3 protein-coding genes and 5 pseudogenes are annotated in these 5,078 nt (G+C 46.7%); 2 read left to right on the plus strand and 6 right to left on the minus strand.

Annotated elements, in window-relative coordinates; translation table 11 throughout:
• The 4 genes and pseudogenes from IEX86_RS24280 to IEX86_RS24295 all read right to left on the minus strand — a co-directional run.
• Positions 1 to 181, minus strand: a pseudogene (locus IEX86_RS24280) (transposase); the annotation flags it as partial.
• Between the two features lie 159 nt (positions 182 to 340).
• Entirely contained in the window at positions 341 to 937 is a 597-nt protein-coding gene (locus IEX86_RS24285) for an acyl-homoserine-lactone synthase (protein ID WP_188868721.1), read from the minus strand.
• 123 nt (positions 938 to 1,060) lie between these two features.
• Positions 1,061 to 1,786, minus strand: coding sequence for an autoinducer binding domain-containing protein (locus IEX86_RS24290; RefSeq protein ID WP_188868722.1), 726 nt, complete (start codon positions 1,784 to 1,786; stop codon positions 1,061 to 1,063).
• Positions 1,787 to 2,571: 785 nt separating this feature from the next.
• A pseudogene (locus tag IEX86_RS24295) lies at positions 2,572 to 3,073 on the minus strand (IS5 family transposase); the annotation flags it as partial.
• A gap of 251 nt (positions 3,074 to 3,324) precedes the next feature.
• On the opposite strand from IEX86_RS24295, the pseudogene IEX86_RS25875 reads away from it, so the two are divergent.
• Both IEX86_RS25875 and IEX86_RS25880 read left to right on the plus strand, forming a co-directional pair.
• Positions 3,325 to 4,089: pseudogene (locus tag IEX86_RS25875) on the plus strand (PAS domain-containing protein); the annotation flags it as partial.
• 120 nt (positions 4,090 to 4,209) lie between these two features.
• A pseudogene (locus tag IEX86_RS25880) lies at positions 4,210 to 4,641 on the plus strand (methyl-accepting chemotaxis protein); the annotation flags it as partial.
• A gap of 91 nt (positions 4,642 to 4,732) precedes the next feature.
• Here IEX86_RS25880 and IEX86_RS24305 read toward each other — a convergent pair.
• A pseudogene (locus IEX86_RS24305) lies at positions 4,733 to 4,870 on the minus strand (IS630 family transposase); the annotation flags it as partial.
• The coding region (locus IEX86_RS24310) for an IS3 family transposase (RefSeq protein ID WP_188868725.1) at positions 4,869 to 5,078 on the minus strand (210 nt) is incomplete at its 5' end. The pseudogene IEX86_RS24305 and the gene IEX86_RS24310, both read right to left, overlap by 2 nt.

Below are 5,078 nucleotides of genomic sequence, written 5' to 3' on the forward strand. Positions count from 1 at the left end.
AGCATGGTTTCCAACGGATAGGGTCTGCGGCCCATGCCCGCCTTCGGATAGTACGGCTCAATCAACGCGACCAGCCCTGCCCAGGGTACGACCTGATCCATCTCTCGATCAGGAACAACTCCTTGCGGTTCTGCTTGCGCTTGCTGGCGTATTCAAAATCGGAAAAGCTCATCTGGCTCATAGGGTCTGCCATGTATAGCTGAACGGATGGCGTCTATTTCAGCACAAGCGCAAGAGCTTGTGATGACTTGTTCGGAGAACCCCTAGAAATTGAATTGGCATTAGCGGTCATTTAGCGGTCATATAGTTACCTTTCAAAAGAAAATTACGAGCCTAATTTTCATATAGTTACTTCACTAAACCTACCTACCGGAGCTTCAATTGTATTGTTGCAATCCTGAACTTTCTTAAGGGGAAATTTTAAGCCAACCAGCATCTCACCCTTATATCGCTTTGGTCCTCCCAGACGTTCAGTTTCTATACCATTTCTTTCAAAGAGCCTTTCGAGCCCCACCGATGTGACAGCTACAACATCAGTGGCTCCCATCTTTTTAGCGAAGAGCAAGCAATTTCTAAAAAAACTGATTGCTGCACTTGATTCAGTTTTTCCAACATAAACATATCTAGATATTTCCAGTATGTGGCAGGAGCGTGGGGGGGGAGCATCACATAAGAATGGAAAAACGTTTCCCAACAAATACTCTGAAGTAGTGGGAAGAAGCCTTGCATACGCAACAACATCATTATGTTCAGTTAATAGATAGATATACGCTGTATCATCTCTATCGAATTCATCCTGCTCTAATCCTTCTTCTTTAAAGGCTTCATTTATCTCCCATCCTAATTTTTCTACAAAGATTTTATATCTGAACTGAGCAAATTTTAGCTTCAAGCTGTAATCCATGTTACAGCTAACTTGTATAAGGATATTAGTCATAAGAACCCCCCAAGAATATCTTGTTGTTCTTTAGACTAACTATAGGTGATTAGGGCAGGACATCAACCTACCCTTTTGGGTAGGGTGAATCGATAAATCCATAGCAAAGGCAATTGCTACCTATCAGATTATACCTAGAGCGGCTGCATACGCAGCCGCTGAAACCTTATTGGGTGCGTTAAATTTTTCTTGTATATTCTTGATATGGAATTTTACTGTATTTTCCGAAATTGATAGTATTATCGAGATATCTTTAGAACTTTTCCCGTCAGCTGTCCACTGTAAGATTTCACGTTCACGCTTGCTGAGAGTAACTATTGTAGGCACAAAACGATTATCCCCTAGTCGAACAAGTGACTCTTGTAAGATTGCTTGGATCGCCCTCATTTTAAACTCAAAATTAAGCCTCTCACTTAGTGATATTGGCTCATATTCTCTTGCTAAAGAAACCACGCTAATAGTATTGCCAATAGAGCGTACGCTCAAGGTAATACCAAACTTCAGCCCACACTCCTTAGCTTCATTGAACAGTTTTTCATTTTGTTTCTGTAACCTTTTATCCCATACGACGCTGCAGCCAGAATCTAGACTACTCGAAATGCACGGATCGTCAGCACCATAATTCATTTCATTATAGCGCTGCTTCCATTCGTCAGGATATGTACCATAAACAGTAGTTTTAGCATTTGAAAATGATAATGCTTTTTTTATACCGTGCGCATAGTAGGTAAATCCGTGAGATGTCATACTCTGACCTAATAAAAGATATATCTCATCAGGTGTTTGTTTTGACGCCATTTGCCAGGATAGATTTTCCCACCATTCTTGTAAGTTACTAACATATTGCATAGCAATTACCTTTGTGGCGTTGGAACCGGTTTTCTAATGTTAGAAGTTAGGAAGCTACAGCCCTCAATAGAAAGCTATTTATTCTAATATCGTGATCTACTCTACATATCTAAATATCATATGCCCAAAGTTTTGTACTTTAAATAGTTGCGCACTCAGGGTAAGTCGCAGGCCAGCGTAACCATGGCCTCAAAACTTTTGGTCAGTTTGTCGTATTGAGTTGCCAGCTACCCATTTCCTTCAGCCAGCCGAACATCCGCTCATTCACGTTGCGCTGCTTGTGTTTGGGACGATCCAACAATCTGGGCTGTCCTCGCTTCGGACTTAGGTTCAATGTTATGCCGCAGAATGACAGGCCTATACCGGTACCAGTCGCAGTAGTACTGCAGGTACTTAGCATTGTTTACCTTATCTGCTAGCAACCAGCGGCGGCATTTGCATGAACGGCTTTGTTTACTTGGGTTACGAACCTGATCCAGAACTGTCTGAGCCTTCAAGATATCGCCAGCCTGTCCTGGTGTTAATACAACGATCAACAAGAGACCATTAGCATCGTAAAGCATGTGCACCTTGGTCATTAAGGTAGCCCGGCTGCGACCCTAAGCATGGTCTATCTGCTCTTCAGGCCTCCTTTTCTTGGCGTAAGAAGCAGCTCGGGTTGCACGGATGGCGATAGAATTAATCATTAGGTTGTCAGATCGATTGGATCCTGTTGCTCAAGCCTGAGGTGTAGACGTTCGAGCGCCCTGTTTGTATGTTTTATCGTCGCGCCACTCTCGCCACCACTAGGGCTTGTCTGAAAAGTCGGCACGCATGCATCGCTCGATACAGGCCAGCGTTACCACGGCTTTGAAGCTGCTAGCCAGCTTGTCAAAGCGAGTACAGAGCCGATGCTTCTCCTTTAACCAACTGAATAGCCGCTCGATCACGTTACGCTGTTGATACCTGGGCCTGTCAAACAGGCGAGGCAGACCTGGCCGGGGCTTGCGGTGTATCGTGCGCTGGGCAATCACCGGCTGCATACCGAAGCGGTCGCAATAGCGACGCGACCCTTTACTATCGTAGCCCTTGTCCGCGAACACCGTCCGGCAACGCTTGCGTGGTCTGCCCTGAGAGCCAGGAAGACGCACCTGATCCAGTAACGGGATAAAAGTACGCGAAGCGGCCTGCTGACCAGGCGAGAGGGTAAAAACCATTGGCATCGCAAAGCAGGTGAATCTTGGTACCTAACCCACCTCGGCTGCGTCCCAGGCAGTGATGTAAAGGTTCGTCCGGGCCCCTTTTTTTCCGCCTCCTGCCTCCGCTTGCCACAACGGCATTAGGTTAACAAACGCGACTTTTCAGACAAACCCTAGAAGCCTAAGCCATAGACCATTTTCTGATAAAGGTTTATACCCTAAACCTTTTCTCCCAAGAAAAACACTTAGATAGCGTTCAAAGGCGTTCATAACCTTCAATCAACCGCTTATCTGCCGTATTTAAAGAAGTCAGCCAGTAACCGATATAGAGGTGATATCTCTTTGCAGACAGAGACTGCCATGTTCAACTCAAGTAATAAAAAAATAATCGCTCGGCTTGAAGCTCAGAATGTAACTAATGAAAGCCTACTTAGGGCACTTGAGCGCTCTATGGCAGTGATTGAGTTTGATACCCAGGGTCAGGTACTAAAAGCCAATGAGAATTTTCTAAGCACACTGGACTACCGCCTGGGAGAGATCATAGGACAGCACCACCGCCGGTTTTGCCCTGCGTCTGTATACCAGGCAAAAGACTATCTCGAATTCTGGAGCCGTTTGGGCCGTGGAGAGTTTATTTCCGGTACATTCCAGCGGCTCGACAGGCAAGGTCGCATGGTCTGGTTGGAAGCTAGCTATAACCCTGTTTTGGATACCGCTGGACGTGTGATCAAGATAGTGAAATACGCTTTGGATGTTACCTCACAGGTCGAGCGTGAGAATGAGGCCCAAAGTAAACTCACTGCGTTAAACCGTGCCATGGCAGTTATTGAATTCAACCTTGACGGCAGCATCATTACCGCCAATGACAACTTTCTGCGCACCATGGGCTATTCGCTAAAGGAGCTGGTAGGTAAGCATCATCGGCAGTTCTGCGAACAAAATCTTGCTAACAGTGTTGAGTATCAAGACTTTTGGCGACGTCTAAATGCCGGTGAGTTTGTTAATGGGCAGTTTAAGCGGCTTACAAGGCAGGGTCGCGTCATATGGTTGGAAGCTAGCTATAATCCTATGTTTGACGCTACTGGGCGTTTATTCAAGGTGGTCAAATATGCTAGTGACATCACTGAGCGAGTAGAAAAACTTGAAAGTGATGCCCGCAGCGCCTCTCGTGCCTATTATATTTCTGTAGAGACCGAGAAAATAGCAGAGCACGGCACGCAGATTATTCAGGCCGCTGCAACCGAGATGCGCGAAATTGCAAGCAGCGTAAGCAGTTCGGCACAGGTTATTGAGCAATTAGGTCAGCGCTCCGAGCAAATCACAGCCATTGTCAATACCATCCGCAGCATTGCTGACCAAACCAACCTGCTTGCCCTTAACGCAGCGATTGAGGCAGCCCGTGCCGGTGATCAGGGACGAGGCTTTGCGGTGGTTGCCGATGAGGTTCGTCAGTTGGCAGGGCGAACGCGCAGCGCAACAGCCGAGATCGCGGAAATGATTGGGAAGATTCTTGGCGAGACCCAGCACGCAGTGACCAGTATGGATACGACTCATGATCGAGCCGCCAAAGGTGTTGAGTTAGCAGATCAGGCAGGGACCGTTATCGTACAGATCCGTGATGGGGCCAGCGACGCCGTCAAGGCTGTCAGCATGTTTGCTAGCAAACTCGATAGTTGAATTATTTTTTGCATTTTATTCTTTAACGATCAACGTAACGTTGAAAGAATCTAGCTATGCTAGTGTGGTGTCTCGTAAATTGCATACATAACTATCTGCCCCGTGCCATCGCTGCATGCGCTACGCTGGCCAGGATGTCATCCACCTTCTTGTGCCAGCGGAACGGCTTAGGATCCTGGTTGTAAGTCTCCAGGTAATGCTCGATGGAAGACTCCAGATCCTCCATGCTAGGTGTTAGGTCCCGGGAAGAAGGGGTTTGGGTCGGTTAAAAAGAGTTGTGGCTGTTTATGCCATTGCCCGAGGATAAAGCCAATCGGTGTTTGCCCTTTCAAAGCGCGCAATGGACGAGCGCTGTTATACGCCCACAGATAATCCTTTATATGCTCCTGCAGCTGTTTAAGCGAGGCATAATGAAAGGCCTTGGTGGTGGCCTGCTT

The sequence above is a fragment of the Pseudomonas asuensis genome (assembly GCF_014646755.1).
Taxonomy (GTDB): domain Bacteria; phylum Pseudomonadota; class Gammaproteobacteria; order Pseudomonadales; family Pseudomonadaceae; genus Chryseomonas; species Chryseomonas asuensis.

Excerpts from the sequence above, each read along its gene's own strand:
- IEX86_RS24285 (WP_188868721.1), bottom strand. The coding sequence starts at position 937 with ATGACTAATATCCTTATACAAGTTAGCTGTAACATGGATTACAGCTTG.
- IEX86_RS24290 (WP_188868722.1), bottom strand. The coding sequence starts at position 1,786 with ATGCAATATGTTAGTAACTTACAAGAATGGTGGGAAAATCTATCCTGG.